The sequence below is a fragment of the Ruegeria sp. CDSA077 genome (genome assembly GCF_059612265.1).
Genome location: NZ_JBXWQG010000001.1, coordinates 873,662 through 899,556 on the forward strand (window position 1 = coordinate 873,662; position 25,895 = coordinate 899,556).

Here is a 25,895-nt window from a genome sequence, read left to right on the forward strand (position 1 = left end):
ATGCAGTAAGTGTCAGGAACAGATCGTAAGGTATTGTGAGGATTTGAAAAGTTTCCCAAGCGCATTGGCTTTAATTTAACATAATACCAATTACACGAATTCTGGAAACTTAGTAAAACGCCTGCAATCCCGTCTGTGCACGCCCCAGGATCAACGCGTGAACATCATGCGTCCCCTCGTACGTGTTGACCGTTTCTAGGTTCACCATATGTCGGATGACCTGAAACTCTAGCGAAATGCCGTTGCCACCGTGCATGTCTCGCGCATGACGTGAAATATCCAGGGCTTTGCCGCAATTGTTGCGCTTAATGATCGATATCATCTCGGGCGCGGCTTCGGCCTTGTCCATCAGTCGCCCGACACGCAGGCTTGCCTGAAGACCCAGAGCAATTTCTGTTTGCATATCCGCCAATTTGCGCTGGAAAAGCTGCGTCTGCGCCAATGGCTTGTCAAATTGTTTCCGGTCCAACCCATATTGGCGTGCCGCATGCCAACAGCTTTCGGCAGCGCCCATAACACCCCAGCTGATTCCGTAGCGTGCGCGGTTAAGACATCCAAACGGGCCTTTCAGGCCTTGAACATGAGGCAACAAAGCATCCTCGGTGACTTCGACACCCTCCAGCACAATTTCACCGGTGATCGAGGCGCGTAGGCTCAGCTTGTTCTGGATTTTCGGCGCGCTCAAACCTTTGAGGCCTTTTTCAAGGACAAAGCCACGGATCTTTCCGTCATGTGCATCAGATTTGGCCCAAACGACAAACACATCCGCAATCGGGGCGTTCGATATCCACATCTTGCTGCCAGATAGACGATATCCACCGTCGATCTTTTCCGCACGCGTTTTCATACCTGCCGGATCAGAGCCCGCATCAGGTTCGGTCAGACCAAAACATCCGATCCATTCGCCGCTGGCCAGTTTCGGAAGGTATTTCCGGCGCTGCTCCTCGCTGCCATAGGCATAGATCGGATACATCACCAACGAGCTTTGTACAGACATCATCGAGCGATAGCCCGAATCCACGCGTTCCACTTCTCGGGCGACAAGGCCGTATGAGACATATCCGCCCCCTAGCCCGCCGTATTCTTCCGGGATCGTAGTGCCCAGCAAACCCATTTCACCCATTTCACGAAAAATCTCGGGGTCAGTTTCTTCGTTCTGAAATGCTTCTGTCACCCGCGGCTGAAGCTTTTCCTGCGCATAGGCTTGCGCACTGGCCGCAATCATTCGTTCGTCTTCGTCTAGCTGGTCCGACAAGCGGAACGGATCATCCCAGGCGAACTGGCCCATGTCAGGCGCATCTTTGGCGCGTAATGTCGGCTTGGTGTCAGGGGCATTCATGGTGCGTCTCCGCTTTGTCAGCTTCGCGGCAAACTAACCCGTCGGCCCGCCAAAAAACAGTAAGAGTTTCGCATCCACCCTTGAGTAAAACTCATAGCTTGCAGCCACCTGCCCCACGCGTTCAACCCAGCGCGTATCCCGCACCGCGAACAGTGCGAACCGGATCATCTCCACCATACTGCGTTAGTGCTTTGCGTAAGCGGCCGATATGAACGTCGACCGTTCGTGTATCGACATAAATATCCCGCCCCCAGACGCGATCCAATAGCTGTTCTCGGCTCCAGACGCGGCCCGGCTTTTCCATGAATGTGCTCAGCAAGCGAAATTCGGTTGGACCAAGCTTTAGTGGTTTGCTGTCGCGGCTGACCTTATGAGTTTCAGAATCCAAAACGATGTCTGCGAATTCCAGCCTAATTCCTACAGTCGCAGGCCGGACACGCCGCAACTGGGTGCGTACCCGGGCCATAAGCTCGACAATCGAATAGGGTTTGACCACATAGTCATCAGCCCCGGTTTCCAGACCTCGTACTTTGTCGATTTCTTCCGACCGGGCCGACAGCATGATAATTGGGATCGACCGGGTATCGGAGCGGGTTTTCAGCCGGCGGCAAACCTCGATCCCGCTGAGATTAGGCATCATCCAGTCCAGTACGATAATGTCCGGACTGTCTTCATCGACCAGCAACATGGCCTCTTCACCGTTGGCTGCTTTGGATACGCGAAAACCTTCTGCCTCGAGATTATAGGCCAGGACTTCGCGCTGAGCCGGCTCATCCTCGACAACCAGAACGGTCGGTTGATCAGCGGACATTCTCAAATCTCCTAGACGGATTGCGATGTAAAATCGGCTTTGGGACGCGCTTCTGTCGGGCGCTCTCCGGTCACCAGATAGACGACCTGCTCGGCAATGGCCGTCACATGATCGCCCATACGTTCTATATTCTTGGCGATGAAATGCAGGTGCATACAGGATGAGATGTTGCGCGGGTCTTCTGCCATGAAAGTCAGGAATTCTCGGAACAGACCATTATACATCTGGTCGACTTCCTCATCACGTTCGATAACATCCGCCGCCAGCTCAGCGTCGCGCTGGACATAGGCGTCCAAAGCGTCCCTGAGCATCCGCTCGACCTCACGTGCCATACGTCGCAAGGCGGCGGCACTGCCATTGATCTCACTGGTATTGACCAGGACGGTCGTGCGTTTGGCTATGTTCTTTGAATAGTCGCCGATGCGTTCCAGGTTGGCGGAAACCTTCAATACCGATAGGACCAGACGAAGATCGCTTGCTGTTGGCGCACGCAGCGCGATCAAACGCGCAGTTTCTTCATTGATCAGCTCTTCCAACGCATCAATGGCCTTGTCGCCCTGACGCACCTCTTGCGCGAGTTCGACATCGCGCGACTCAAGCGACCGTGCCGCGCTCATGATTGCGGCTTCGACGAGGCCGCCCATTTTCATGATATGCGCCTGAATGGCTTCCAGATCCCGGTCGAAGGCGGATGCGATATGTTGTTCTGTCATCTCTGAATACCTATGTTCAGCCGATACGGCCGGTGATGTAGCTTTCGGTGCGGGGATCTTCGGGGTTGGTGAAAATCTGTCCGGTTTCACCAAACTCGACAAGGTTGCCCAAATGGAAAAACGCGGTCTTCTGGCTGACGCGAGCGGCCTGCTGCATCGAGTGGGTAACGATCACCACCGAGTATCGCGACCGCAATTCGTCGATCAGTTCCTCGACCTGCGCAGTCGCAATCGGATCAAGGGCCGAGCACGGCTCGTCCATCAGCAGAACCTCAGGTTCCGTAGCCACCGCACGGGCGATGCACAAGCGCTGTTGCTGACCGCCGGACAGGCCGGTTCCAGGCGCATCAAGACGGTCTTTGACCTCATCCCAGATGGCGCCGCGGCGCAATGATTTCTCGACAATCTCGTCCAGTTCGGCCTTGTTTCTGGCCAACCCGTGGATACGCGGGCCGTAGGCCACATTGTCATAGATCGACTTGGGAAACGGGTTCGGTTTCTGGAACACCATGCCGACCTTGGCGCGCAGCTGCACCGGGTCAACGCGCTTGTCATAGATGTCTTCGCCATCCAGCAGGATATCGCCCTCGACACGGCAGATGTCGATCGTGTCGTTCATCCGGTTCAGGCAGCGCAGGAAGGTTGATTTTCCGCAACCCGAGGGACCAATAAAGGCGGTGACGGTCTTGTCTTCGATCCTGACGTCGACGTCTTTGATGGCGTGATTTTCACCGTAATAAACCTGAACCTTGTTCGCGGCGATCTTGATGTCTTTGGCGTCCACGGTTCTCTCCACTCGTGTCATATCGTTCATAATTGACCCCATTTACCAGCGGCGTTCAAAGCGACGGCGCAGGATGACTGCGATTGCATTCATTGTTACCAGGAAAAGCAGCAGGATAATGATGCCCCCCCATGCGCGTTCGTAAAAGGCCGGGTCGGCGCGCTTGGACCATTCGTAAATCTGTGCTGGCATGGCCGAGTTCGGAGACAGAAAACCGTCCACTATTCCATCCGGCGGGTTCGAGGCGATAAAGCCCACCATCCCGATCAGGAGCAACGGCGCAGTTTCACCAAGCGCCTGCGCCAGGCCAATAATAGTACCCGTCAGGATGCCAGGTGCGGCCAGTGGCAACACATGATGAAACACTGCCTGCATTTTCGAGGCCCCTACCCCCAACGCAGCGTCCCGGATCGACGGCGGCACCGCCTTGAGTGATGCTCGGGTCGAAATGATAATTGTTGGCAGCGTCATCAGCGTCAGAACCAGACCACCAACCAGCGGCGCAGAGGTCGGTAAATGCATATAATTGATGAACACAGCCAAGCCCAAAATACCAAATACAATCGAAGGAACGGCCGCCAGATTCGAGATGTTCACCTCGATGATATCGGTAAACCGGTTCTGAGGCGCGAATTCTTCCAGATAGATCGAGGCGGCGACCCCGATCGGTAAGGCCAGTGCCAACACGACCAGCATCATGAACAGAGAACCCAGCATAGATACTCCGATCCCGGCAGCCTCGGGCCGCTGATCGGAGGCGTCCGCCCCGAAGATAAAGTCAGGGTTGAACGCCTTGTACAGCACACCAGCAGCACGCAACTGATCCACGAAGTCCAGCTGTGCGACAGAGATGCTTTTGTCATTTGCGATGGACTGGCGTGTCACACGGCCCTTCAGATAGCCATCAACGCGGCTGTTCACCAAAAAGCGGAAGCTGACCGACGTACCTATCTCATCCGGGTTCGAAATGACGTAGTTGCGCAGGTCCGCCTGTGCGGATTTGGACAGGATTTGCCCCATCTCTTTGGGCGACAGATCGGACTGGATGCCCAGTTTCTGCACCTCAACCTCCAGCGCTGAGGCGATCAAAGGCGCGTATCCAAAGGTCGAGACTTTACTGATATCCGCGATGTCGCGGTTGCCCTTTTTGTCGAGCTTGTCTGCCTTCAGCTCTACCGTCAGCTCTAGGAAGCTTTGCTGAAAAGCGCCCGTACCGGCGGTGACTATATTAGTCACCAACACAATCAACATCACAAGACCGATACCAATGGCCGCGATACCGTACAATTTGAACCGGATTTCGGCCGCATTGCGACGCTTGGTTTGTGTGTCCTGATTGAACAGCGAAGCCCCTTTGTGTTTAGCGGCAGGTGCTGCGTCTTGTTTTTGGGACATGTCAGTCATTCATACTGCTCCCGGTATTTGCGCACGATATAGAGGGCGAAGATGTTCAGCCCCAGCGTGATGATGAACAGGGTCAGACCCAGGGCAAAGGCCACAAGGGTCTCCGGGCTTGCGAAATCAGTATCCCCAGTCAGCTGGCTAACGATCCTAGTGGTGATTGTGGTCATGGCTTCGAACGGGTTTCCTGAGAATTTGGCAATCGCACCGGCGGCCATCACGACAATCATGGTCTCACCGATTGCGCGGCTGGCGGCCAACAAGATTGCCCCTACGATCCCGGGCAAAGCTGCCGGCAGGACGACTTGCCTGACAGTTTCGGAATGCGTTGCGCCTAGGCCAAGCGATCCGTCTCGCATCGACTGGGGCACCGCGTTGATGATGTCGTCAGATAGTGACGACACGAACGGGATGAGCATGATGCCCATGACCAGACCCGCCGTGAGTACAGCGTTCGAACTGGCCATCCAACCAACGCCCAAAGCCCCCCCCTGCCCGAACACAGATACCAGTGCCGGACCGACCGTCAGCAGCGCGAAAAGACCGTAAACGATGGTTGGGATACCGGCGAGGATTTCCAGCAAAGGCTTGGCTACAGACCTTGCCACGCTCGAGGCATATTCGGAAAGATAGATCGCAGCGTACAGCCCAATCGGAACCGCAACCAGCAACGCGATCAGAGAAATATACAAAGTCCCCCACAGCAGTGGGAGGATCGACAGTTCACTTCCGCCCCGGAAGTTCGGGGCCCAGGTGCTTCCAAAGAAAAAGTCTTTCCACGAATGAAGTTCGAAGAAATTCATCGTTTCAAAAAACATGGACAGGACGATGCCGACTGTGGTCAGAACTGCGATCGAAGCGGCCAGCAGCAGCAGCGCCAGAATGCCTTGTTCGACAACATTTCGGGCGCGAAATTCTTTATGAGTGCGGATATAGGCAAATGAGGCCCCGATCAGCGTCACAACCAAAACCGCGATCTGCATCGCAATGGTTCCGCTTGCGCTCATCGAGCGATATTTCTGCGCCGCCAGCAGAATGGGTGCGGTTACCTCTTGCGTAATGATCTGGCCAGCCTCTTTCAGTCGCGCGGTCACATCGGCAAAATCCTCATGCGCGCTGCGGGCAAAGTCTTCGGTCATGGTGCCTGCGGCAACCGCGCCGTCCAGGCCGTTGGCAACCCGGCGCACTTCGCTCATCAGCAAGCCGCGGGTCGACCCCTCGGGGATTGCCGAGTCCGGCAGCAACCCAGAGGCAGAATTGCTGACGATCAAGGGCTGCGCCAGCAACCAGATGACCAGCAAAACGAACCCCGGTATCAGCGCCGTCAAAGCAACGTTATAGCCGTAATAGGATGGAAGTGAGTGCAGATTGCGCAGGTTTCCGTCCGCGCTGGCCATCGCGCGGGACCGGCCCGCAAAATAGCCAAGAACAGCAATCGCCAGCAAAATGAGCAGCAGCCAGGTTAGTGCCATGAGAACTCCGTCAAGCGGCAGGAGTGGATTTAAGAAAACCGGGGCGTAGACACCGCCCCGGTTCAGTCGTGTGAAAGCTTAGGAACCGCCGCCCAAAGTGGTTTCGCTGGCTACGATTTCCTGAACCTTGACCAGCTCTGGGTCTGATACGAGACCGTATGCAGCCAGAGGACCATCGGGGCCTGCAACCTCATCAGCGACGAAGAACTCTGCATATTCTTTCAGCCCGGGGATAACGCCGATATGTGCTTTTTTCACATAGAAAAACAGCGGGCGCGATACCGGGTATTCGCCAGTTGCGATGGATTCGGTCGAAGGCACGATGCCTGCCATGGTCGCAACCTGCAGTTTGTCGGTGTTGTTCTCGTAGAACGCCAGACCAAAGACGCCGATGCCGTCTTTGTTGCTGTCGATACGAGCCAGGGTCTCGGTATAGTCGCCGTCGATGTCGACCGAAACGCCATCGGTACGCAGAGCGATACAGGCTTTTTCAGCGGCTTTTTTGTCGTCGCCATTTGCGGCTTTGTAGACATCAAAGTCACCCAGATGCTCACAACCGGCCAGGATCACCTTGTCTTCGAACACTTCACGCGTGCCGTGCTTGGTGCCGGGGATGAAGGCTGCAATCGGCTGCGCTGGGAATGCAGGGTTCACGTCGGCCCAGGTCTTGTTGGGATTGTCGACCAGCTGGCCATCAACCACGATCTGGGCGGACAGCGCTTTGTACCAATCTTCCGGCGTGAACTCGAATGAGTTGCCGTTGATGTCGGATGCGAAAACGATGCCGTCATAGCCGATCTGAACTTCGATGATGTCGGTAACACCGTTTTCGGCACAGGCTTTGATCTCTTTTTCACGGATCTGGCGCGAAGCGTTCGCAACGTCGATGGTGTTTTCGCCAACACCTTCACAGAACCGCTTGAGGCCGGCTGAAGATCCGCCCGATTCAACAACCGGGGTCTGGAAGTCAAAGTTTTCGCCAAAGGCTTCTGCAACGATCGAAGCATAGGGCAGAACGGTGGAAGAACCAGCAACCTGAACTTGATCACGCGCGGTGGCCGCAGTGGCCGAAACAGCAGCGATAGCCAGAACCGAAGCCGACAGTTTTACAAAGGACATTTCAGTCTCCTTGAGAAATATGTTTCTGGATCATCCTCATGATGATCTTGGCCGAACCTCTAAAAGTCGTGCGTAAGCCTTTTGTGACAAATGTGTAACGGTTTCATGACACGTTTGGATTTTCAGCCGATACGCCACGGGACATATGCTGTGAAAGAAACAAAACAGATCCGACAACTGGTTTGATCCGAGCGATCAGCGCGGCAAAATCACTGTAAAAACAGAGCCTTTTCCAAGATCGCTTTCCACCCGCAATCTGCCGCGATGGCGGTTTAGAATATGTTTTACAATCGCCAGGCCCAACCCGGTTCCACCCAGTTGCCGTGACCTATGACTGTCCGCGCGATAGAATCGTTCGGTCAAACGCGATACATGCTTCGGGTCGATTCCAGGTCCCCTATCCACGATCTGAACGCGAACACCGGGACCGCGCATGGCGGTGTCGTGATCCGAAGATTTGACGCGAACTTCTACCCGACCACCGCTGCCGCCGTATTTAATTCCGTTCTCGATCAGGTTGGTAAATACTTGGAGCAACTGGTCGCTGTCGCCAACTAGCATTATTTTGTCGTCGGGCGCATCTAGGCTCAGCACTACATCCGCGCCATCTGCCAATGGGCGCAGAGAATTGAGGGTCGATCTAAGAAGTGCTGTCAGCTCAAGTTGTTCTTTCGGGCGAACCCGCTCTTCGCTTTCGACGCGGTTCAAAGACAGAAGATCACCGACAAGCCGGTTCATTCGATTTGCCTCGTCGTTCATGATCTGAAGAAAACGATCCCGGGCAGCCTCGTCATCTCGGGCCGGACCGCGCAAGGTTTCAATAAAGCCCATTAATGCCGTCAGCGGGGTCCGCAATTCATGGCTGACATTCGCGACGAAATCACGTCGCATCTGATTTGCTTGCTCAACATGCGTAACGTCCTGAAATACAGCAAGCAACGCACCGCCGGATACTGCACCGACCCCATTCATATACCGGCACTGAACTTCGAAAGTTGTATCCTGGGCACCGTCATTGGACAGGTGCCGAGTGTTGGACGTTCCCTTCGTGCGCAGGCTTTGTTCAATCGCTTCAATAACCTGCGGCTGTCTGAGGATGGTCGCGAAATGCCGCTGCAGGATATTCTGGCCCAACAACGTCTTTGCTTCGGTATTGACCGCAATAATCCGCTCGGTCTGGTCAACCATCAGCGCGGGCATCGGGATGGCGGTTACAATTTCTTCAAGTTGGTCGTTGGTCATAAAGGGCAGTTCTCTTAGCAACACAGTTGAGCGCTAGGATAGCTCTCGCATTGTATCGCGAAAATGACGCATGTTTTCCTGATAATGCAAAGCGCTGAAGGTCAGCTTCTGGGCGGTTGCAGCGTCGATCTCGCGCACCACTTTACCCGGTGACCCCATGACCAAAGAGTTATCCGGTATCTCTTTTCCTTCGGTCACCAAAGCCCCTGCCCCGATCAGACAGTTTTTGCCGATCTTTGCGCCGTTCAAGACGATGGCCCCCATACCGATCAGAGAGTTATCCCCGATCGTACAGCCATGCAGCATGACCTTATGCCCGATGGTGCAGTTTTTCCCGATGGTCAAAGGATATCCCGCATCAATATGCATGACACAGTTTTCCTGAACATTGCTGCCCTCACCAACCCGGATTTCCTCGTGATCGGCGCGGATCGTGCAGCCGAACCAGACCGAGGCCCCCTGTTCCAGCACGACTTTGCCAATCAGATTGGCGTCGGGGGCGACCCAGGTGTCCTCGTGGATTTGCGGTGCGTGAGTACCAAGTGCATAGATGGTCATGACTGGTCCTCGAATTCGTTTTGCAGCGTGCGGACATGATCCTGAAGCTTGGGCTGCTGGATACGCCGCATGCGCTCGGCACTGACGATGGTTTTCAGTTTTTCTTCGGTCTCATCCAGATCGTCATTGACCAGCACATAGTCGTAATACCCCCAATGGCTGATCTCATCCCAGCTTTTGAGCATCCGCTTGGAAATAACCTCTTCACTGTCCTGACCGCGGCTTTCCAATCGGCGGCGCAATTCGGGGATCGACGGTGGCAGGATGAAAATCGACAGGGCGTGTTTGCCCAGATCCGAGTTCCTAATCTGCACCTCGCCCTGCCAGTCGACATCGAACAGAACGTCCTTGCCGTCATTGATGGACTCGCGGACTGGCCCAGCCGGAGAGCCGTAGAAATTGCCAAACACATGGGCATGTTCCAGCATCTGTCCCTCGGACACTTGCTGTCGAAAGGTATCTTCGGTCAGGAAATAATACTCACGCCCATGTTCTTCCCCAGGCCGGGGCGCGCGTGTTGTGGCCGAAACCGAGAACTCCAGATCCGTGTCCCATTGCATCAGACGCTTGGCCAACGTGGATTTCCCTGCGCCCGAAGGCGAGGACAGAATGATTAATAGGCCACGTCGATCCGCCATCAGGGTGCTCCTGTCATTATTCTACGTTCTGCACTTGCTCGCGCATCTGATCTATTACCGCCTTCAACTCAAGCCCAACCGATGTCAAATCGGCGCTTTGTGCCTTGGAACACAGTGTATTGGCCTCACGGTTGAACTCTTGCATCAAAAAATCAAGCTTGCGCCCCACGGCGGCATCCTGTGCAAGCAAATCGCGTGCGGCAGTGACATGGGCTTTCAGCCTGTCAATTTCTTCCGTTATATCCGACTTGACTGCGATCAGAGCCAGCTCCTGTGCAACCCGGTCCGGATCCGCGCCTTGCGCATTATCCATCACGCGCTGCAGATTTTCTTGTAAGTTTTCAGCGATTTTATCCCGGCGCTCTTCAGCGAGCTTGGCGGCTTGCTCCGTAAGGCTTGAAACCTGCGATAGCTGCGCCTCCAGCACATCGGCCAGGGCCCGGCCTTCGGATTCACGCATCTTAATGAAATCGCTCAGCAAATCTTCTAACGCGTCGGTCAGATGTTTGACCAAGGGGGCCGGGTCATCCGCATCCCCACCGGTTTCCAACATGCCTTTGACAGCAATAAGCTCGGCCGCCGTCGACGGGGCCAGCGCTAGTCCCCGTTCTTCTGCCATCGTCTGCGTTCGCGCCAGAGCATCCAGAGCAGCGGCCATCGCAACTGGATTCAGCACGAGATCGGCTGTCGTTTCCTCGCGGCTCAGCTTGAGCGAAAGCGTCACATTCCCCCGGCCCAGGCTTTTCGAAATCCGTGAACGAAGCGCGGTTTCGAGCCCGGTGAGCCATTCAGGCACCCGCAGACGCATATCCAGCCCTTTGCCGTTTACGCTGCGCAACTCCCAGGTCCAGCTATGTGGACCATGTGTTCCCTTGCCCGAGGCAAATCCGGTCATGGATCTGATCATGCCTGTCTTCTCCGCTTTGCCCGCCCAGTGTTCTTGTCCGCACCTAATGCCATCCTCGTGTGCAGGGCAAGAGTTTGCTGAGAATGACAGCGTCGGACAGAGGTTAACCATTCATTAAAGAATTACTCCAAAATTGACTCAACCCGTGCCAATCTCGTCTAGGCAAGTACCGACAAGGCGCAAAAGCTCCCGGTATCTTGCATTTTATGAAAATGACGGTCGATTGCAGTTAGGGTGATGAAAATGAAGATCTTTTTCGGTAACGGTTCCGGGACTAAATTTGGAAAGATCGTCGCAATGGATCGTTTTGACAGTGGGCGCAGTCTATCGCCCATACGACAGGCCGAAGCGTACTGGACAGCCTTGCTGTCCGGCGATGGTGTTCCTATGCGATCTCAGATCGACCCGCGCGGGCTTGAGAATATCCTGCCTAACACCTTCATCCTTGAACGCATTGCACCCGGTCTGGCCCGGTTTCGTCTGGCCGGCAGTCACTTGAACACACTGGCGGGTATGGAGGTCCGGGGAATGCCGCTGACCGCTTTTTTCGAACCCAGCGCGCGAACTCAGGTTACGGAAGTCCTTGAACAGGTTTTTTCCGGTCCTACCATTGCTGAACTTGAATTGGCCTCGACCGGGGGGTTTGGGCGCACGGATCTTCAGGCGCGAATGATCCTTTTGCCGCTGAAAAGCGATTTGGGCGATGTCAGCCGTGTTCTTGGCGTCATGGTCAGTGACGGGGCGATTGGGGCAACCCCCCGGCGCTTTGATGTAAGCCATCACAAACTGCGTGCTGTGTCAGAAATACAGGCGCCTCAACAACCGGTTCAGCCTGTTGTCGAAGGATTTGCCGAAGAACGACAAGAGTTCAAACGTCCCGGATCTCACCTTCGATTGGTCGTATCACGGGATAAGTAACGAGTAACGCGTGTTAAATGTAAAGAAGGCGGGCCTATTAGACCCGCCTTTTTAAGATCGTCTGACCAAGTGGTTAGGAGGCTGCGCGTTTGCCGCGGTTCCGGCGCAGATCTGTCAGTTCTTCCGCAACAAGGAAGGCCAGTTCCAACGACTGCGACGCGTTCAAACGTGGATCGCAGGCAGTGTGGTAACGGTCTGACAGATCTTCTTCTGTTACAGCGCGTACACCTCCAGTGCATTCGGTCACGTCTAGCCCCGTCATCTCAAAATGCACACCGCCGGGGATCGTGCCCTCGGCCTGATGCACACCAAAGAAGTCGCGAACTTCGCGCAGCACGGAATCAAAGGGCCGGGTCTTATAGCCGGTGGCCGATTTGATCGTATTGCCGTGCATTGGGTCACAGACCCAGGTCACCTTGGCGCCCTCTTCCTTGACGGCTTTGACCAGACGCGGCAGATGCTCTCCCGCCTTGCCTGCACCAAACCGCGCGATCAGGGTCAGACGCCCTTCTTCGTTTTCCGGGTTCAGTTTGGCCATCAGAACTTTGAGGTCTTCGGCAGATGTCGTCGGACCGCATTTCAGACCGATCGGGTTCAGAACACCAGAACAGAATTCAACATGCGCGCCATCAGGCTGACGGGTGCGGTCGCCAATCCAGATCATGTGGCCAGACCCGGCCAACCAGTTGCCCGATGTAGAATCAAGACGGGTCAGCGCCTCTTCGTATTCAAGCAGCAGACCTTCGTGGCTGGTATAGAATTCAACCGACGAGAATTCATGCGTTGTGTCCGCGGTGATGCCCGCAGCCCCCATGAAATCAATCGAATCCTGAATTCGGTCAGCAATTTCAGAGTATTTCTGAACATCCTGGCCATCGGCAAAGCCGAGTGTCCACGAATGCACATGGCTCATATCGGCGAAACCACCGGTCGAAAAGGCGCGCAACAAGTTCAATGTTGCCGCTGCCTGCGTATAGGCTTGCAACATCTTGGACGGATTCGGAATCCGCGCCTCGGGCGTGAAATCCAGCTCGTTGATGATATCGCCGCGATAGCTGGGCAGCTCAATGCCATCCACCACCTCTGTCGGTGCGCTGCGCGGTTTGGCGAACTGTCCAGCCATACGGCCCACTTTGACCACCGGCACCTTTGCGCCATAGGTCAAAACCATGGCCATCTGCAGCATCACCTTAAAGGTGTCGCGGATCGCATCCGCGCTGAATTGTTCAAAGCTTTCAGCACAGTCGCCGCCCTGCAGCAGGAAAGCCTCACCCCGCCCCGCAGCACCAAGATGTTGCTTGAGCCGACGTGCTTCACCTGCAAACACCAGCGGCGGATACTGCGAAAGCTGAGCCTCGACTTTTGCCAGCGCGGCTGCGTCGGTATAGTCTGGCATCTGAACCCGGGGCTTGTTGCGCCAGTTCGTTTTTTGCCATTCGGTCATAGCTTTGATCTCCGCTGAAGTATTCAAGTCGCCTCTATACAAAAACGTTTGATGAGAGGCCATATACGATTTGGACCTCTTGACGTCGCAAACAAGCTTTGATCATGGTGGCAGTCAAATCTGTCGCCGGACGTAGGGTCAAACGGCGCCGAATCAAGGACACCTCGCCATGCAAGAGCAACGCCAAGTTGTCACGGTGGAAACCACTGCGGCCAGCCCTCGTCATTTCGTGTTTGTCCTGTTGGACAAATTCTCGCTGCTGTGTTTCGCATCCGCGCTGGATAGCCTGCGCATCGCAAACCGCATGGCCGACAAAGAGCTTTACAGTTGGAGCCTGTCTGGCGAAGGCGGCGAGACGATCAAATGCTCCGCCGGGACCGAGTTCAAGCTGGATGCAGACCTTGTCGAACTGCAGCGCGACGACGTGGTTCTGATCTGCGGCGGTGTCGACGTGCAGGCCGCGACCACCAAGCGTGTTCTGAATTGGGTCCGCCGCGAAGCGCGCCGGGGATTGCGTATCGGTGGGCTGTGTACCGCGGCTTACACCCTAGCCAAGGCGGGTTTGCTGGATGGCAAGCGTGCGACGATCCACTGGGAAAACTCGGACAGTTTCACCGAAGAATTTGATGAGGTCGAACTGACCAAATCCGTATTCCAGATTGACGGAAACCGGATGACAACAGCCGGTGGCACTTCCTCTATCGACCTGATGCTGAAAATCATCGCCGAGGATTTCGGGGAAGACCTTGCCAACGCGGTGGCCGATCAGCTGATCTATTCCTCGATCCGTACTGATCAGGACACCCAGCGTCTGTCGACCCCGACACGGATTGGGGTGCGCCATCCCAAGCTGAGCCAGGTCATCCTGATGATGGAGAAAAACATCGAAGAGCCGATCTCGCCTTCGATTCTTGCCAAAGAGGTCGGCATGTCCACGCGGCAGCTAGAGCGTCTGTTTCGCCGTTACCTCAGCCGGTCGCCTAAACGCTATTATATGGAGCTGCGCCTGCATAAGGCTCGGAACCTGCTGATGCAGACCGACATGAGCGTGATCAACGTGGCGCTAGCATGCGGGTTTGCCTCGCCTAGCCATTTCTCGAAATGCTACCGGGCGCACTACAACACCACGCCCTATCGTGAGCGCGGTGCGCAAAGCGGGCGCTTGTCTGTTTAATCGCTGGGGGTCATGCGAAAGACAGCGCCCTGCCCGACGGAAATAAACCAGATTGATCCATCCGGTGCCTCGACAATGTCGCGGACGCGTTCCGTCTGAGGGCCCTTGATCTGCTCGACCTCAGTCAATGGAGTGCCTTCAAGCCGAGCAATGTAGTCGAATTTGAGCGACCCGACGAATAGATCACCCTTCCATTCGGGCCAAAGCTTGCCTGAATAAATCAAAAGGCCGGATGGGGCGATGGAAGGGTCCCAATAGAATTCAGGCTGCACCATCCCCGGTTTCGCCGTCCCCTCGCCGATTGTTTGCCCGGAATAGTGCTTGCCATAGGAAATCACCGGCCAGCCATAGTTCCGCCCCGGCCGGATTAGGTTCACTTCATCTCCGCCCTTGGCTCCATGTTCCGATACCCATAGGCGCCCCCGTGCATCCAGCCCTGCACCTTGGGGATTCCGGTGGCCATAAGACAATATCTCAGGCTGAATTCCGGGTTGTCCGACAAATGGATTATCAGCCGGCACCGAGCCGTCCTGGTTCACACGGATCACCGAGCCGTTGTGACTCGATCGATCCTGGGCGGTCGGGCGATCACCACGATCGCCGATAGTGACAAGTAATGTCCCGTCATTTGCCTCGACAATACGAGAGCCAAAATGCCGCCCAGAATCCCCACCATTTTCAGCTTCGAAAATCGTGCGCAGATCGGTCAGCTCTGATCCGTCTTCGGACAGGCGCGCAATCGCAAGTGCAGTGCCTGCCCCCTTTGGTTGAGGCTTGGAATAGGTCAGGAAAACCTCACGGCTTTGCGAAAAATCCCTGGCAACGGTTACGTCCAGCAAACCGCCCTGCCCCTTTGCAACCACATTGGGAGTGCCTTTGACGCGAGCTATGTTTCCCTCCGACACGAACAGAAGATCACCGTCGCGCTCAGTTACCAGAAAGGACATGTCAGGCAGGATACCGACTGCCCAGGGCGTATCGAGCCCCTTCACCATCGCCGTCACACGCGCCGATCCGGAGCTGGTAGTTAGCGATTCTGCCCCGGCCAACCCTGAAACAACAGAAAAGATGAAGATCATAGCTAGTCTGAACATCTCGTTCTCCTTACCGAAAACACCGCGCCGGGCACATCTGAACAACTAGAACTGTGCGCCACAAAAACACGTTTGCGTTAGGACTTTTCTTTTTCGAACAGCTTGCCTAGGGTCGTGCCCAGAACGAATACGTTCACAACTGGGAGTAACCATATGAAAAAGCTGCTTACAGCAACTGCAGCAACCGCCCTTCTTTCGGGCGCAGCTATGGCCGAAGACGTCACATTGGGTGTTCTGTTCGGCTTTACCGGACCAATTGAATCGCTGGCACCCTCAATGGGCTCAGGCGCAGAACTGGCAATGGCCGAAGTGACCGAATCCGGCAAATTGCTGGATGGCTCTACCGTCACTGCATCGCGCGCTGATACTGGCTGCATCGACAACGGTCTTTCCACCTCGAACGGTGAACGCATGATTGCCGACGGCGTTGCCGGCATCATTGGCGGTGACTGCTCTGGCGTGACCGGAGCGATCCTGCAGAATGTCGCGATCCCGAACGGGATGGTCATGATCTCGCCCTCGGCCACCTCGCCCGGTCTGTCGACCATGGAGGATAACGGCCTGTTCTTCCGCACCGCCCCGTCGGATGCGCGTGAAGGTCAAGTGATGGCAGATATCTTGAATGATCGCGGTATCACTTCAATCGCACTGACCTACACCAACAACGACTATGGCAAGGGTCTGGCAGACGCGATCCAGTCCTCGTTCGAGGCATCGGGCGGCGAAGTCACAATCGTGGCAGCGCATGAAGATGGCAAAGCGGACTACTCGGCCGAAGTTGGCGCGCTGGCCTCGGCCGGTGGCGACATTCTGGTTGTAGCCGGGTATCTCGATCAGGGCGGACTGGGCATCATTCAGTCAGCGCTGGACAGCGGTGCATTCGACACGTTCGGCTTGCCCGGCGGCATGATCGGTGACTCGCTGCCCGCAAATGTCGGTCCCGACCTGAACGGCTCGTTCGGTCAGATCGCCGGTTCAGGTGGTGAAGGTGCTGAAAAGTACTTTGCCATGGCCGAAGCCGCCGGTTTTGACGGATCGTCGCCCTATTCGCCTGAAAGCTATGACGCCGCAGCGCTGTTCATGCTGGCGATGCAGGCCGCCGGTTCGACCAGCCCGGCTGACTATGGCAGCAAGATCCTAGATGTTGCCAACGCTCCAGGAGAGAAGATCTATCCGGGTGAGCTGGCCAAAGGTCTGGAACTGTTGGCCGCTGGTCAAGACATCGACTATGTCGGCGCGTCCGGCGTTGAGCTGATCGGCCCCGGCGAAAGCGCAGGTTCGTATCGCGAGATCGAAGTCACCGACGGCGAAAACAAGACCGTCAACTTCCGTTGATTTTGGCCTAAGAAGACCTGAAAATAAGCAGCCCGGACCTTGTGTCCGGGCTGCTTCAGTGAAAAAAGACCGCACCTCTTCAATGAGGGTGTGAAAACAAGAACGCCGAAAACGGCGGCTAGGGGAAAAGATGATCGTCGTCGAGGACGTGCATAAGCATTTCGGCGGGTTTCATGCGGTGGATGGGGCATCGCTGGAAATCCAGAAGGGTTCGATCACCGGCCTGATTGGGCCGAACGGGGCCGGAAAGACAACTCTGTTCAACGTGATCGCGGGTGTGCTCCCGCCCACCTCTGGGCGCGTGTTCATGGATGGCGAGGACATAACCGGCTTGCCACCGCATGATCTATTTCACAAAGGTCTGCTGCGCACTTTTCAGATCGCGCATGAGTTCTCCTCGATGAGCTGTCGAGAGAACCTGATGATGGTGCCCGGAGCGCAATCCGGGGAATCGCTGTGGAACACCTGGTTCGGCCGCAAACGCATCGCCAATGAAGAGCGCGCGTTAAAGGCCAAGGCCGATGAGGTGCTGGAGTTTCTTACCATCGAACATCTGGCCGATCACAAGGCCGGTCAGGTCTCGGGCGGGCAGAAAAAACTGCTGGAACTTGGCCGCACCATGATGGTCGACGCCAAGATCGTATTTCTGGACGAGGTCGGCGCGGGTGTGAACCGCACCCTGCTGATGACCATCGCCGACACAATCCTGCGCCTGAACAAGGAACGCGGCTATACGTTTGTAGTCATCGAACACGACATGGATTTCATCGGCAAAATCTGCGACCCGGTCATTTGTATGGCCGAGGGCAAGGTTCTGGCCCAGGGCACTCTTGACGAGATCAAAGCCAATGAGCATGTGATCGAAGCCTATCTGGGTACCGGCCTGAAGAACAAAGACAAGCTGGAGGCCGGGGCATGAGCGACAATCCTTATCAGGATGACCACGGCAACAAGGATGCCTCGATCACCAATACACACGGCATGGGCACGATGACGCCCGCACATCGCAAAAGCGGAAAGACGCACCGCGTCGAAGGTGGCCCATTCCTGATCGGCGACACCATGACCGGCGGCTATGGCAAGGGCCCGGATATCCTGCATGATTGCACGATTTCAGTCGATGCTGGTGAAATCGCTGTAATCGTTGGCCCCAACGGCGCCGGTAAATCCACTGCAATGAAGGCCGTGTTTGGGATGCTGGATGTCCGCGCGGGATCTGTGCGACTGGACGGAGAAGACATCACCAACCTGTCGCCCCAGGATCGGGTGATCAAGGGGATGGGCTTTGTTCCGCAGACCTCGAACATCTTCACTTCGATGACGGTCGAAGAAAACCTTGAGATGGGTGCCTTCATCCGTCGTGACGACTTTTCAGACACGATGGAACAGGTCTATGACCTCTTTCCCATTCTCCGCGACAAACGCAATCAGGCGGCCGGAGAGCTGTCGGGCGGTCAGCGCCAACAGGTCGCTGTGGGCCGCGCGCTGATGACCCAACCCAAGGTGCTGATGCTGGACGAACCTACCGCTGGCGTCTCGCCCATCGTGATGGATGAACTGTTCGACCGGATCATCGAAGTTTCCCGCACGGGGTTACCGATCCTGATGGTCGAACAGAACGCCCGTCAGGCACTGGAGATAGCGGACAAGGGATATGTGATGGTTCAGGGGCGCAACGCCTATACCGGCACGGGCAAGGAACTGCTGGCCGATCCCGAAGTGCGTAAGAGTTTCTTGGGGGGGTGAAGATGTTTAAACTTGTCGCAACTTCATTCTTTCTTGCAATGACAACCAGCCCTGTATTGGCCTACTCGGCTCCACAAAGCCACTTTGTCGAATTCGATTGCACGATAGTCCAAACGTGTGATCACCAGTTCCTTTGCATGAAAACTGATGAATCCACTCAGATTACCTACACCTCATTGGTCCACGACTTGACTGTTTCCAAATCGTTAACTCCGGTAGATTACCCTTTTGATACTTGGTCAGAAGCGACAGCCTGGGTGGATTTCATAAATCCTCGTGCTGGCAAGCTCCCATTGCCAGTCTGGTATCCAGACGGCGCAGGGTTTGATCGAGAAATTACTTTCCGTCTGGAAGATTGGCTCAGCGGGCGACAAGATTCTCCATACGGCGTAAAAGGTTATGCGCTTGTTATAACGGGTGACTTGGAGGAAATTAGTCACAGCAGAGCCAATTTAGACAAGGATGACGATTTACCTTGGCAAATAACCATCTACGAGAAGCGTGGCAGTGAGAACGGCCAATACCGCACTCAAAACCTTCTTTGTGATAGCGATTGGTAAATAATATGGACTTCCTAAACGCCCTTGTGGCGCTCTCCAACTTCGTCCTTGTTCCCGCAATCGCCTATGGCAGCCAGTTGGCTCTGGGCGCTTTGGGAGTGACACTGATCTATGGCATCCTGCGGTTCTCGAACTTTGCCCATGGCGACACGATGGCCTTTGGCGCGATGATCGCGGTGCTGTTCACCTGGGGCCTACAGGCCGCCGGGGTCAGTTTCGGGCCACTGCCGACCGCCCTGCTAGCCCTGCCCTTTGCCATCCTCGGCTGTATCGCTCTGGTGCTGGTCACCGACCGGATGGTCTATCGGTTCTACCGCGAACAAAAGGCCAAGCCGGTCATTCTGGTGATTGTCTCGATGGGCGTGATGTTCATCATGAACGGGCTGGTGCGGTTCATAATCGGGCCGGATGATCAAAGGTTCTCGGACGGTGAGCGGTTCATCGTTTCAGCGCGGGAATTCAAGGCAATGACCGGGCTGCGTGAGGGGTTGGCGATCAAGACCTCTCAGGGCATCACTGTGGTTGTGGCCGTTGTCGCCGTGGCACTTTTGTTCTGGTTTTTGAACAAAACCCGCACCGGCAAGTCGATGCGCGCTTATTCGGATAACGAGGATCTGGCGCTGCTGTCCGGCATCAACCCTGAACGTGTGGTGATGATCACTTGGATCCTTGTCGCGGCGCTGGCGACAACTGCGGGTGTGCTTTACGGGTTGGACAAGAGCTTTAAGCCCTTTGTCTATTTCCAGCTTCTGCTGCCGATCTTCGCTTCGGCCATCGTCGGCGGCCTCGGCAACCCGCTGGGCGCTATCGCGGGCGGGTTCATCATCGCGTTTTCCGAGGTGACGATCACCTATGCGTGGAAAAAGGTGCTGACCTATATGGCACCGGAACATCTGGAGCCTTCGGGATTGGTCCAATTCCTATCCACCGATTACAAATTCGCGGTCAGCTTTGTTATCTTGCTTATCGTGCTTCTGTTTAAGCCCACAGGTCTGTTTAAGGGGAAAGCAGTATGACCGAGACTGTCAAAAATACGCTGCTTTTCGTGGTTGTTGGCGGCCTGATCCTGTTGACCGGATTCACGCAAAGCTGGAATTCGGCGATCCTGATCCTGAACATGGGGCTGATCTCGGCCATCATGGCGCTTGGGGTGAACTTGCAATGGGGATTTGCCGGCTTGTTTAACGTTGGTGTTATGGGCTTTGTTGCGCTGGGCGGGCTGGCGGTTGTGCTGGTCTCAACCCCGCCGACACCCGGAGCGTGGTCATCCGGAGGATACGGGATCGTCCTTGCGTTGCTGTTGGGGGCTGCGACCGTCGTTGCGGCGGTTCTGGTGGCATCAAAAATACCGAGGGGCCGTGTACAGACGATTGCCATCGTCGCCATTCTGATCGCCGGGTTTTTCATTTACCGTGCGGTGTTTGACCCCAGCGTTGCTGGTGTCGAAGCCATTGACCCAGCCGTTGCGGGCAACCTTGGCGGGTTGAATCTGCCGGTTCTGTTGGCCTGGCCCGCGGGCGGCGTGCTGGCCGCCGGTGCCGCTTGGCTGATCGGCAAAACAGCCCTTGGCCTGCGCTCGGACTATCTGGCGATCGCGACGCTTGGGATTGCCGAAATCATCATCGCAATCATGAAAAACGAGGACTGGCTGGCCCGAGGTGTCAAGAATGTCTACGGCATCCCACGCCCTTCGCCCGTGGTCGGCTATGAGGTTGAGCTGCAGCAGGATCCATCCTTCATTGCCCGTGCCGATTGGTTTGGGCTGGACCCTGTCATCGCCTCGACCCTGTCGGTCAAGCTGGGCTATTCCCTGCTGTTCATGGTTGTTCTTCTGATCCTGCTGTGGATGGCCCAGATGGCGCTGCGCAGCCCCTGGGGCCGCATGATGCGCGCCATCCGTGACAACGAGGTTGCAGCCGAGGCGATGGGTAAAGATGTCACCCGCCGCCATTTGCAAATCTTCGTTCTGGGCTCTGCCATCTGCGGTATCGCGGGCGCAATGATGACAACGCTGGACGGGCAGTTGACGCCGGGTACCTACAACCCTCTGCGCTTTACATTTCTGGTCTGGGTCATGGTGATCGTGGGCGGATCGGGCAACAATTTTGGTGCTGTGCTGGGCGCGTTCCTCATCTGGTTCCTGTGGGTCCAGGTCGAACCGATCGGGTTGTGGATTATGAACCTGATCACGTCCGGAATGCCCGATGGCAGTGCGCTCAAGACGCATCTGATCGACAGCGCGGCCCATATGCGACTGTTCACGATGGGGTTGATTCTGCTGATTGTTCTTAGATTCAGTCCAAGAGGGCTGATCCCCGAGAAATAGGGCCACAGAACCTCCAATATGTGGAACCGCGTCAAGAAATTGGCGCGGTTTCTTGCTTTTGAGTGAGGAACTTACTAGAGCAACTCATCGGCCTGACATGTTTCACAGTCGTGTTCACCAATTATTTGCCTTTGTGCAGACTACTACCATTTGCCCGCAGGGAATAGAAAACACCGATGAAAACCACTCTTACAAAGACACTCATTCTGTTGCCGGTTCTTGCCTCTTTGACCGCATGTATTCCGTCACCAAAAGATCTGGAAACCACTCCGGTCAAAGTCCAGACCCCCAAGGGCGTGGTGACATGCCAGCTCTACCGGCAGAACCGCGTGGATTGGGACCGGGCAATCGACTTTCCGGCAACAAAAATGTCCGTCCCCGAGGCTGATGCATATTGCAGACAAGAAGGCCAACGCCGCCTGAAGTGACTGTTGTGTGGCCGGGCAATCAGCCCGGCCCGCCATTCAACGATTACGAAATAACCCGCCCAGAATGCCTCGGACGATCCTGCGCCCGGTTGTTCCCTTAAGCTCTTTAATGACGGCCTCGCTCATGGCGGTGGCAAAGGTGTCTTTCTTTCGCACGATCCGCGAAGAAGACCGCGTTACTTTGCTACCTGAGTATCGGCGAGCCGTGGCAAATTCGCGTTCTGCAATCGATTGAGACTCAAGCTGTTCTTCTGCCTCGGCTGCGGCCTGTGCTGCGGCATCAGTCCGTGCCTGGAGTATCTCAAAGGCTGATCTGCGATCTATGCGGGTTTCGTATTTGCCTTTCATCGGAGACGCATTCATTACCGTTTGCCGTTCGGCAGCGGTAATCGGCCCCAACTGTGACCCAGGGGGACGGATCAAAGTGCGTTCGACGATGCCCGGAACCCCTTTCTTTTGCAGCATGGATGTAACCGCCTCGCCCACGCCAACCTCACGGATGGCGGCCTCTGTATCAAAGGTTGGATTCTCGCGGTAGGTTTCGGCCGCAAGGCGAAGGTTTTTCCTGTCTCGGGCGGTGAAGGCTCGCAAAGCATGCTGTACCCGGTTACCCAACTGACCCAGAATGTCTTCTGGGATGTCTGCCGGGTTTTGCGAGATGAAATAGACCCCTACGCCCTTTGATCGGATAAGGCGGGCGACCTGCTCGACCTTGTCCACAAGCACTTTGGGCGCGTCTTCGAACAACAGATGCGCTTCGTCAAAGAAAAATACCAGCTTGGGTTTGTCCGGATCGCCGACTTCGGGCAACTCTTCAAACAGTTCGCTCAGCAGCCATAACAAGAACGTCGCATACAGTCGAGGTGATCCCATCAGCTTGTCAGAGGCCAGGATGTTCACCATGCCATACCCGTTGGCATCGGTGCGCATAAGATCGGCCAGTTCCAGGGCAGGTTCGCCAAACAGATTGGTGCCCCCTTGATTTTCAAGAACCAACAACCGTCGCTGGATGGCACCGATCGAGGCGGTTGAGACATTCCCATAGCGCAGCGAAAGATTTGCTCTGTTCTCTCCGATCCAGACCAACAGGGCTTGCAGATCTTTCATATCCAACAGGGGCATACCTTCTTCATCGGCAACCCGAAATGCAATGTTAACAATGCCTTCTTGTGCTTCGCTCAGGTCCATCAACCTGGACAACAACAAAGGTCCCATCTCGGATACTGTGGTTCGAACCGGATGGCCTTGCTGACCGAACAGATCCCAGAAAGTGACCGGGCAAGCGGCATATTCGTAATCCGTGAATCCGATGGTTTCGGCACGCTTCTGAAATGCCTCATGTAGCTTGTGACTTTCACTGCCCGCCAACGCCAACCCAGACAGATCACCTTTGACATCAGATAGAAACACCGGCACCCCGGCCTTGGAAAACCCCTCGGCCAGGATCTGAAGCGTCACGGTCTTGCCAGTGCCGGTTGCACCGGCAATCAGGCCGTGGCGGTTGGCGTATTTCAACGACAACGTCTGCGGTTGGCTATAGTCCGCGCCACCACCGCCAAGAAATATGTTCTCACTCATATGCTTAAGGCCCTGTTTCCTACCGATCTCCGCCCAGCATACAAAGTTAACCTTTGGCTGCGATAGTTTTCTGGTTGTTCGTGTATGAGAATTGCGCGGTCAACAAACTTCCTCCCTGTCGACTGGCCGCGCGTTCACGCGCGGCCCTTTTTCCACCATAGCTTCATAATTAAATTTTCAGGTTAGCAGTTGACCACCGCGCCGCCCTCTCGTAACGTCTGCTCATAATTAAGTCGGCCGGTCCGACGGGGAGAAAAATTCATGAAAGGGAGCCGCTCCACCGGCTCCCTTTTATCTTGGCCACACGTGTTGCCCACGGGGCCTCAGGCGAGATTCCGATCACTTCTGTCTTTTTACGCTGCATAATGCCTGACACTGCGCGCCAGTGGTGCTAGACCCGGCGAAAAGCCACATCAACAATCACGAGGCAATCATGTTCAGGACACCGATAAAGCTTGTTGCGGCAGCTTTTCTTTTTAACGGCGCCGCCCTGGCGCAAGAGACCACCGACACGACAGAACCTGCCACCGAATCCCCTACGACCGAGCAGGTGGACAATGGTCTCGACCTGGGGCAGCCGGTCGATGAAACCGTCAAGGTCGGACAGCGCTATGACAAAGAAAAATTCGGCGACTGGAGCCTGAACTGTTTGAAGATGAACGCGGGCAAAGATCTGTGTTCGCTGCTGCAGGTCATAAATGGCCCGCAAGATGTGCCTATGGCTGAGTTTTCCATGTTCCGCCTACCCGAAGGCGGTTCGGCCGTAGCCGGAGCAAATATCTTGGTTCCGCTTGAAACCCTGTTGCAAGCGCAGCTGACCCTCTCAATCGACGGGGCGCCTGCCAAACGCTACAACTATTCGTTTTGTAACCCTGTTGGCTGTGTTGCCCAAATCGGCCTGACCCAAGGGGATATCGACGCAATGAAGCAGGGCAGCAAGGCGACTTTGACCATCGTTCCAGCGCCCGCGCCGGATCAGGTGATCGAACTTGACCTATCTTTGTCCGGGTTTACTGCAGGTTACGACATTGTTGATGTCGCAACCAACTGAAGACTACATTTCGAGAAAGCCGTTTAACCCAGCGGCTTTCTCAAACCCGCTTCAAGGCAAGTACTGCGTTCAGACCTCCGAAAGCGAAAGCGTTGCTTAGCGCAACCTCAACTTTCGCTTCGCGTGCCTCGTTGGGCACAACGTCCAAAGCACATTCCGGATCAGGTTCTTCGTAGCCAATCGTCGGTGCAATCACCCCATCTCGCAGGGCCATGATACAGGCCAAAAGCTCTACCGCGCCGGTTCCGCCAATCAAGTGACCATGCATCGACTTTGTGGATGAGATCAAAAGTTCGTCCGCATGCGGGCCGAAAACGCCAGCTACAGCGGCACATTCCGTTTTGTCATTGGCCGCAGTACCTGTGCCATGGGCGTTGATATAACCCACCTGATTGGCATTCAGGCCAGCATCAGACAACGCCCCTGACATCGCACGGGCAGCGCCCTGCTTGCTGGGCATTACAATGTCTGATGCATCCGAGGTCATCGCGAAACCAACAACTTCGCACAAAATTTCTGCCCCACGCGCCTTCGCGTGTTCGTATTCCTCGAACACGAAGATGCCCGCTCCCTCTCCTTGCACCATACCGTTTCGGTTGGCGCTAAAAGGACGACAGGCATCCTTGGACATCACCCGCAGCCCTTCCCAGGCCTTAACGCCACCAAAGCACAACATGGATTCTGAGCCGCCGGTGATCATCGCAGGGGCCGCCCCGCTGCGCACCATCTGAAAGGCTTGCGCCATCGCATGGTTCGATGAGGCACAAGCAGTCGATACGGTAAAGCTGGGACCTTTGAGGTTATGTTCCATCGATACGTGGCTTGCCGCCGCGTTGTTCATAAGTTTAGGAACAACAAATGGATGGACCCTGTTCTTCCCGTCCTCATAGACTGAACGGTAGTTGTCGTCCCAGGTCGAAACGCCACCACCTGCTGTTCCCAGAACCACGCCAGATCGTGCAGCCAACTCACCGTGGAATTCGATCCCGGACTGATCTATGGCCTCTTTGGCCGCGGTCAAGGTAAACTGGGTAAACCTGTCATACAGAGTCATCTGTTGGCGGTTGAACCGACCCTCGGCTTCGAACCCCCGGACCTGCCCACCGATCTTGATCGCCAACCTGTCGACGTCTCGAAATTCAAGTTCCGAAATGCCACAACGGCCTTCCCGCATCGCCTCAAGCGTATCTGGAACTGAATGACCAAGCGAATTGATCGTGCCTGCCCCGGTTATTACTACCCGTTTCATTTGCTTGG

General features: G+C 55.6%; 25 protein-coding genes. 10 read left to right on the forward strand and 15 right to left on the reverse strand.

All coding sequences use genetic code 11. The annotated features are described in order from the left end of the window. Window positions 1-109 precede the first annotated feature (109 nt). The 11 genes from AC2FLE_RS04425 to AC2FLE_RS04475 all read right to left on the reverse strand — a co-directional run bounded on the left by AC2FLE_RS04425 (window position 110) and on the right by AC2FLE_RS04475 (window position 10,984). Window positions 110-1,339, reverse strand: coding sequence for an acyl-CoA dehydrogenase (locus tag AC2FLE_RS04425; protein WP_281972097.1), 1,230 nt, complete (start codon window positions 1,337-1,339; stop codon window positions 110-112). Window positions 1,340-1,460: 121 nt separating this feature from the next. Further along, window positions 1,461-2,150, reverse strand: a complete 690-nt coding sequence (gene phoB / locus AC2FLE_RS04430; RefSeq protein ID WP_142633798.1) for a phosphate regulon transcriptional regulator PhoB — start codon at window positions 2,148-2,150, stop codon at window positions 1,461-1,463. 11 nt (window positions 2,151-2,161) lie between these two features. Then, on the reverse strand, window positions 2,162-2,863 hold the full coding sequence (gene phoU / locus AC2FLE_RS04435) for a phosphate signaling complex protein PhoU (protein ID WP_271947126.1): 702 nt from the start codon (window positions 2,861-2,863) through the stop codon (window positions 2,162-2,164). 16 nt (window positions 2,864-2,879) lie between these two features. Further along, window positions 2,880-3,677, reverse strand: coding sequence for a phosphate ABC transporter ATP-binding protein PstB (pstB, locus tag AC2FLE_RS04440; RefSeq protein ID WP_142633794.1), 798 nt, complete (start codon window positions 3,675-3,677; stop codon window positions 2,880-2,882). 12 nt (window positions 3,678-3,689) lie between these two features. Beyond that, a complete protein-coding gene (gene pstA / locus AC2FLE_RS04445) occupies window positions 3,690-5,051 on the reverse strand; it encodes a phosphate ABC transporter permease PstA (RefSeq protein WP_496695459.1) in 1,362 nt (453 codons plus the stop codon). Further along, window positions 5,048-6,520 (reverse strand): phosphate ABC transporter permease subunit PstC, encoded by a 1,473-nt coding sequence (gene pstC, locus AC2FLE_RS04450; RefSeq protein ID WP_496695461.1) that lies wholly within the window; start codon window positions 6,518-6,520, stop codon window positions 5,048-5,050. Before pstC ends, pstA begins: the two co-directional genes overlap by 4 nt. Window positions 6,521-6,598: 78 nt before the next feature. Then, entirely contained in the window at window positions 6,599-7,639 is a 1,041-nt protein-coding gene (locus tag AC2FLE_RS04455; RefSeq protein ID WP_142633790.1) for a substrate-binding domain-containing protein, read from the reverse strand. Window positions 7,640-7,834: 195 nt separating this feature from the next. Next, window positions 7,835-8,881: a sensor histidine kinase gene (locus tag AC2FLE_RS04460; protein ID WP_496695463.1), complete on the reverse strand. Its 1,047-nt coding sequence runs from the start codon at window positions 8,879-8,881 to the stop codon at window positions 7,835-7,837. A gap of 33 nt (window positions 8,882-8,914) precedes the next feature. After that, window positions 8,915-9,439: a gamma carbonic anhydrase family protein gene (locus AC2FLE_RS04465; protein ID WP_496695465.1), complete on the reverse strand. Its 525-nt coding sequence runs from the start codon at window positions 9,437-9,439 to the stop codon at window positions 8,915-8,917. Continuing rightward, window positions 9,436-10,077: a guanylate kinase gene (gmk, locus tag AC2FLE_RS04470; RefSeq protein WP_142633784.1), complete on the reverse strand. Its 642-nt coding sequence runs from the start codon at window positions 10,075-10,077 to the stop codon at window positions 9,436-9,438. Before gmk ends, AC2FLE_RS04465 begins: the two co-directional genes overlap by 4 nt. 16 nt (window positions 10,078-10,093) lie before the next feature. Beyond that, window positions 10,094-10,984 (reverse strand): YicC/YloC family endoribonuclease, encoded by an 891-nt coding sequence (locus AC2FLE_RS04475; protein WP_496695467.1) that lies wholly within the window; start codon window positions 10,982-10,984, stop codon window positions 10,094-10,096. Between the two features lie 243 nt (window positions 10,985-11,227). Here AC2FLE_RS04475 and AC2FLE_RS04480 point away from each other — a divergent pair, with 243 nt between their 5' ends. Beyond that, window positions 11,228-11,902: a PAS domain-containing protein gene (locus AC2FLE_RS04480; RefSeq protein WP_496695469.1), complete on the forward strand. Its 675-nt coding sequence runs from the start codon at window positions 11,228-11,230 to the stop codon at window positions 11,900-11,902. Between the two features lie 73 nt (window positions 11,903-11,975). Here AC2FLE_RS04480 and AC2FLE_RS04485 read toward each other — a convergent pair whose 3' ends face one another. Beyond that, window positions 11,976-13,346, reverse strand: a complete 1,371-nt coding sequence (locus AC2FLE_RS04485) for a class II 3-deoxy-7-phosphoheptulonate synthase (protein WP_142633778.1) — start codon at window positions 13,344-13,346, stop codon at window positions 11,976-11,978. Between the two features lie 169 nt (window positions 13,347-13,515). Between AC2FLE_RS04485 and AC2FLE_RS04490 the strand changes: the two genes are divergently transcribed. Then, on the forward strand, window positions 13,516-14,520 hold the full coding sequence (locus AC2FLE_RS04490; protein ID WP_496695471.1) for a GlxA family transcriptional regulator: 1,005 nt from the start codon (window positions 13,516-13,518) through the stop codon (window positions 14,518-14,520). On the opposite strand, the gene AC2FLE_RS04495 is transcribed toward AC2FLE_RS04490, so the two are convergent. Then, window positions 14,517-15,614: a PQQ-dependent sugar dehydrogenase gene (locus AC2FLE_RS04495; protein ID WP_496695473.1), complete on the reverse strand. Its 1,098-nt coding sequence runs from the start codon at window positions 15,612-15,614 to the stop codon at window positions 14,517-14,519. The two genes, AC2FLE_RS04490 and AC2FLE_RS04495, sit on opposite strands and share 4 nt — an antisense overlap. Window positions 15,615-15,767: 153 nt before the next feature. On the opposite strand from AC2FLE_RS04495, the gene AC2FLE_RS04500 reads away from it, so the two are divergent. From AC2FLE_RS04500 to AC2FLE_RS04530, 7 genes are all read left to right on the forward strand, one after another. Further along, window positions 15,768-16,949, forward strand: a complete 1,182-nt coding sequence (locus tag AC2FLE_RS04500; RefSeq protein ID WP_496695475.1) for an ABC transporter substrate-binding protein — start codon at window positions 15,768-15,770, stop codon at window positions 16,947-16,949. A gap of 130 nt (window positions 16,950-17,079) precedes the next feature. Next, window positions 17,080-17,868: an ABC transporter ATP-binding protein gene (locus tag AC2FLE_RS04505; protein WP_271947144.1), complete on the forward strand. Its 789-nt coding sequence runs from the start codon at window positions 17,080-17,082 to the stop codon at window positions 17,866-17,868. Next, complete coding sequence (locus AC2FLE_RS04510) at window positions 17,865-18,695, forward strand: ABC transporter ATP-binding protein (protein ID WP_496695477.1); 831 nt, start codon at window positions 17,865-17,867, stop codon at window positions 18,693-18,695. Before AC2FLE_RS04505 ends, AC2FLE_RS04510 begins: the two co-directional genes overlap by 4 nt. 2 nt (window positions 18,696-18,697) lie before the next feature. Next, window positions 18,698-19,255 (forward strand): hypothetical protein, encoded by a 558-nt coding sequence (locus AC2FLE_RS04515; protein WP_496695479.1) that lies wholly within the window; start codon window positions 18,698-18,700, stop codon window positions 19,253-19,255. Between the two features lie 5 nt (window positions 19,256-19,260). Further along, window positions 19,261-20,271 (forward strand): branched-chain amino acid ABC transporter permease, encoded by a 1,011-nt coding sequence (locus AC2FLE_RS04520; RefSeq protein WP_496695481.1) that lies wholly within the window; start codon window positions 19,261-19,263, stop codon window positions 20,269-20,271. Next, complete coding sequence (locus AC2FLE_RS04525) at window positions 20,268-21,581, forward strand: branched-chain amino acid ABC transporter permease (protein ID WP_496695483.1); 1,314 nt, start codon at window positions 20,268-20,270, stop codon at window positions 21,579-21,581. Before AC2FLE_RS04520 ends, AC2FLE_RS04525 begins: the two co-directional genes overlap by 4 nt. A gap of 176 nt (window positions 21,582-21,757) precedes the next feature. Continuing rightward, window positions 21,758-22,009, forward strand: a complete 252-nt coding sequence (locus AC2FLE_RS04530) for a hypothetical protein (RefSeq protein WP_142633761.1) — start codon at window positions 21,758-21,760, stop codon at window positions 22,007-22,009. Between the two features lie 36 nt (window positions 22,010-22,045). Here AC2FLE_RS04530 and AC2FLE_RS04535 read toward each other — a convergent pair whose 3' ends face one another. After that, the gene (locus tag AC2FLE_RS04535; protein ID WP_496695485.1) at window positions 22,046-23,587 is read right to left on the reverse strand and encodes a helicase HerA-like domain-containing protein; all 1,542 of its coding nucleotides are present in this window, start codon (window positions 23,585-23,587) and stop codon (window positions 22,046-22,048) included. Window positions 23,588-24,020: 433 nt separating this feature from the next. Here AC2FLE_RS04535 and AC2FLE_RS04540 point away from each other — a divergent pair, with 433 nt between their 5' ends. Next, window positions 24,021-24,638, forward strand: a complete 618-nt coding sequence (locus tag AC2FLE_RS04540; RefSeq protein ID WP_142633757.1) for an invasion associated locus B family protein — start codon at window positions 24,021-24,023, stop codon at window positions 24,636-24,638. Between the two features lie 40 nt (window positions 24,639-24,678). Here the strand turns inward: AC2FLE_RS04540 and AC2FLE_RS04545 are convergent, their stop codons facing one another. Then, a complete protein-coding gene (locus tag AC2FLE_RS04545; protein ID WP_496693155.1) occupies window positions 24,679-25,887 on the reverse strand; it encodes a beta-ketoacyl-[acyl-carrier-protein] synthase family protein in 1,209 nt (402 codons plus the stop codon). Window positions 25,888-25,895: the final 8 nt, after the last annotated feature.

Bases quoted from the DNA above. Each gene is read 5' to 3' on its own strand.
- AC2FLE_RS04425 (WP_281972097.1), bottom strand. From the start codon at position 1,339: ATGAATGCCCCTGACACCAAGCCGACATTACGCGCCAAAGATGCGCCT.
- phoB (WP_142633798.1), bottom strand. From the start codon at position 2,150: ATGTCCGCTGATCAACCGACCGTTCTGGTTGTCGAGGATGAGCCGGCT.
- phoU (WP_271947126.1), bottom strand. From the start codon at position 2,863: ATGACAGAACAACATATCGCATCCGCCTTCGACCGGGATCTGGAAGCC.
- pstB (WP_142633794.1), bottom strand. From the start codon at position 3,677: ATGAACGATATGACACGAGTGGAGAGAACCGTGGACGCCAAAGACATC.
- pstA (WP_496695459.1), bottom strand. From the start codon at position 5,051: ATGACTGACATGTCCCAAAAACAAGACGCAGCACCTGCCGCTAAACAC.
- pstC (WP_496695461.1), bottom strand. From the start codon at position 6,520: ATGGCACTAACCTGGCTGCTGCTCATTTTGCTGGCGATTGCTGTTCTT.
- AC2FLE_RS04455 (WP_142633790.1), bottom strand. From the start codon at position 7,639: ATGTCCTTTGTAAAACTGTCGGCTTCGGTTCTGGCTATCGCTGCTGTT.
- AC2FLE_RS04460 (WP_496695463.1), bottom strand. From the start codon at position 8,881: ATGACCAACGACCAACTTGAAGAAATTGTAACCGCCATCCCGATGCCC.
- AC2FLE_RS04465 (WP_496695465.1), bottom strand. From the start codon at position 9,439: ATGACCATCTATGCACTTGGTACTCACGCACCGCAAATCCACGAGGAC.
- gmk (WP_142633784.1), bottom strand. From the start codon at position 10,077: ATGGCGGATCGACGTGGCCTATTAATCATTCTGTCCTCGCCTTCGGGC.
- AC2FLE_RS04475 (WP_496695467.1), bottom strand. From the start codon at position 10,984: ATGATCAGATCCATGACCGGATTTGCCTCGGGCAAGGGAACACATGGT.
- AC2FLE_RS04480 (WP_496695469.1), top strand. From the start codon at position 11,228: ATGAAGATCTTTTTCGGTAACGGTTCCGGGACTAAATTTGGAAAGATC.
- AC2FLE_RS04485 (WP_142633778.1), bottom strand. From the start codon at position 13,346: ATGACCGAATGGCAAAAAACGAACTGGCGCAACAAGCCCCGGGTTCAG.
- AC2FLE_RS04490 (WP_496695471.1), top strand. From the start codon at position 13,516: ATGCAAGAGCAACGCCAAGTTGTCACGGTGGAAACCACTGCGGCCAGC.
- AC2FLE_RS04495 (WP_496695473.1), bottom strand. From the start codon at position 15,614: ATGTTCAGACTAGCTATGATCTTCATCTTTTCTGTTGTTTCAGGGTTG.
- AC2FLE_RS04500 (WP_496695475.1), top strand. From the start codon at position 15,768: ATGAAAAAGCTGCTTACAGCAACTGCAGCAACCGCCCTTCTTTCGGGC.
- AC2FLE_RS04505 (WP_271947144.1), top strand. From the start codon at position 17,080: ATGATCGTCGTCGAGGACGTGCATAAGCATTTCGGCGGGTTTCATGCG.
- AC2FLE_RS04510 (WP_496695477.1), top strand. From the start codon at position 17,865: ATGAGCGACAATCCTTATCAGGATGACCACGGCAACAAGGATGCCTCG.
- AC2FLE_RS04515 (WP_496695479.1), top strand. From the start codon at position 18,698: ATGTTTAAACTTGTCGCAACTTCATTCTTTCTTGCAATGACAACCAGC.
- AC2FLE_RS04520 (WP_496695481.1), top strand. From the start codon at position 19,261: ATGGACTTCCTAAACGCCCTTGTGGCGCTCTCCAACTTCGTCCTTGTT.
- AC2FLE_RS04525 (WP_496695483.1), top strand. From the start codon at position 20,268: ATGACCGAGACTGTCAAAAATACGCTGCTTTTCGTGGTTGTTGGCGGC.
- AC2FLE_RS04530 (WP_142633761.1), top strand. From the start codon at position 21,758: ATGAAAACCACTCTTACAAAGACACTCATTCTGTTGCCGGTTCTTGCC.
- AC2FLE_RS04535 (WP_496695485.1), bottom strand. From the start codon at position 23,587: ATGAGTGAGAACATATTTCTTGGCGGTGGTGGCGCGGACTATAGCCAA.
- AC2FLE_RS04540 (WP_142633757.1), top strand. From the start codon at position 24,021: ATGTTCAGGACACCGATAAAGCTTGTTGCGGCAGCTTTTCTTTTTAAC.
- AC2FLE_RS04545 (WP_496693155.1), bottom strand. From the start codon at position 25,887: ATGAAACGGGTAGTAATAACCGGGGCAGGCACGATCAATTCGCTTGGT.